The organism is Vibrio sp. 10N.222.48.A3 (assembly GCF_041475345.1).
Lineage (GTDB): Bacteria > Pseudomonadota > Gammaproteobacteria > Enterobacterales > Vibrionaceae > Vibrio > Vibrio tasmaniensis_A.
In genome coordinates, this window is record NZ_JBFRVX010001097.1 from 1 (window position 1) to 2,415 (window position 2,415).

General features: G+C 44.4%; 1 protein-coding gene. It reads right to left on the reverse strand.

Going from position 1 to position 2,415, the window contains the following annotated elements; genetic code table 11:
- Positions 1-176: 176 nt before the first annotated feature.
- The coding region (locus tag AB4653_RS23955; RefSeq protein ID WP_372105493.1) for a peptidase U32 family protein at positions 177-2,415 on the reverse strand (2,239 nt) is incomplete at its 5' end.

A 2,415-nucleotide genomic window follows, 5' to 3' on the forward strand; every position in this document is an offset into this window, starting at 1 on the left:
CGATTGAGTGGCCCTTTGTTTATTGGTTCAGAGTGTTTATAAACGGTTATAAACGGTTATAAACGGTTAAGACTTATAGACCTTGAATGCAGAACGCTCTTTGCTTTAGAAGCTATAAGCCGTGCGGCCTATAAATCTATAGACCTACAAACCTTGAACCCTATAAACCTTGAACCCTATAGACCTTGCACGTATTGAGCATTAGTTCGAACTTCGACCATCTGCTCTAGGTTCTGTTGTGAACCATCAACACCATTAATCAAACCTTGGAAATGTTTAATCAGCTCTACTTTGTCTTGTACTTCTTTCGAACCCGCGCCGATGTTGGTCAGGTCAATGAAGAACTCGTCGAACAGACCTGAGAAATCCGTTACAGCGTCATGGTTTAAGAACTGCTCGTGGTTGTAAATGCTTGGGTAGCCACCCTTCTGTTTATCAACCGCGAAAGAGATGCCTTTCACGTTGGTAATCGTGGTCGCTTTCTCACACTTCAACATGCAACCTGCTTCGATGCTTGGCTTGTTACAACCCACGGTTCTTTGGAAGAAACACTGGCGGCTGGTCATCATCAAGATTGGGTGGTAGATGCTGTAGAACAGTTTGAAGTTCTCTGGGCGGCGAATATGACGAATCTGACCTTTGTTGATCTCGTTCGAAATGAAAGCACCAGCACAGTTCAGCTCTTCTTTCAGCGTAACCAGTGCGTGAGAGTTTGTGGTGTTCATGAACGGGCCTGCAACCCACTCGATACCCATCTCGTAAGCTTTGTAAGCAATACCCGTGTTGTTGGTCACGATGCGAGCTGGCTTGATCTCTTCAAGAATACGAACCGCTTCGTCGTAATCTTTACCGATCAATACTGCTGGGAACCAAGGAATCAAACGTGGGTTTGCTGCCAAGATGTCGATGTACTTGTTACAACGCTTCTTGAAGCTTTCAGGCAGTTTGAAGTAAACATCCGCGTCGGTTACGTCACACAGGTGCAAGTCTTCCACATCAGCGATAAGCATCGACATGGTTGGCTTCTCGTTAACCTTTGGTTGCTGAGGCAGTGCTGGCACTTCAACGTGCTTAATCACTTTCACAGAACCGTTTAAGATGAAATCGATTTCGTCTTTTAAGACCGACACTTCTTTCAAAGGAAGAATCAGACCTTCATCTAAGTTGTCGTAGTTACAGTTTTCTAGCGTATGAACCGCACTCTTCACTGATTTGAAACGCTTCTCAAGTAACGCCTGAGTAATCGCAGTCTCTTTAGCTGTTGCCAATAATGATTGAGATTGAACCGTAAAGTTTTCTTTTGGTGTGTTCACTGTCACTGTAAATGGCTGACCCACCTTAGCGTTAAACGACAATGACACGGGGGTTTTACGAATATCAAGGAACTCGATCTTGTCGCGCATTTCACTGCCTAGGGCATTTTTCGCTTCATAAAGATCGCTGGTCACTTCTTGAATTTGTACCACTGAGATTTCATTGTTCTCTTTCGTCGCTTTATCAACGGCGTAGTTCATGCTGTTGTCACGAGGATTATCAATGAACATGTCTTTCGTTAGGTTGCCCTTAAGGAAAGAGTTAGTGAAATCACGGTTGAATACTTTGTGCAGGTTTGAATCGTCTTCGATCAACAAACCACTTTCTACAAAGCTATCAATTTGTTTGCGCCACGTATCAACCACTGTGTATACGTAGTGTGCGCCTTTGATACGGCCTTCAACTTTCAATGAGTCGACTTTCGCGTCAACCAATTCAGGTAGGTCGTAGTACGCTGAATTATCTTTCAGGTTCAGTGGAAACTTGTTTCCGGCATCAGTGATTTCGTATTCATCACGACATGCTTGGCTACAACGGCCACGGTTACCTGAGTTACCCACACTTACTGAGCTCGAGTAACATTGGCCAGAGAATGCGATACACAAAGCGCCATGTACAAACACTTCGGTTAGAACATCGTGGTCGTGTGCCACTTCCGTCAGCATTTTGATTTCTGGCAGGTTCAATTCACGAGACAAGTTAACGCGTGTTGCGCCAATTTTAGACAAGAACTTAATCTGGCCTTCGTTGTGTGTCGTTAACTGAGTCGATGCGTGAACATCTAACGATGGAAAATGCTTTTTCACCAAATCGAACAAACCAAGATCTTGGACGATGATGCCATCAAGCTTAGTGTTCACAAGCTGGTTCAACAGTTTAGTGATGCTCTTAATTTCATGCTCCAGCAGCACAACGTTAAGAGTCAAAAACACTTCACAACCGTATTCATGAGCAAGGCGAATCACACCATTCAACTCATCTAACGATAGGTTAGAGGCTCTGTTACGAGCGTTGAAGGTGTCTAAACCGCAATAAACCGCATTAGCACCCGCTACGATAGCTGCTTTAATCGCCTCTACATCGCCACCTGGGGCTAATAAC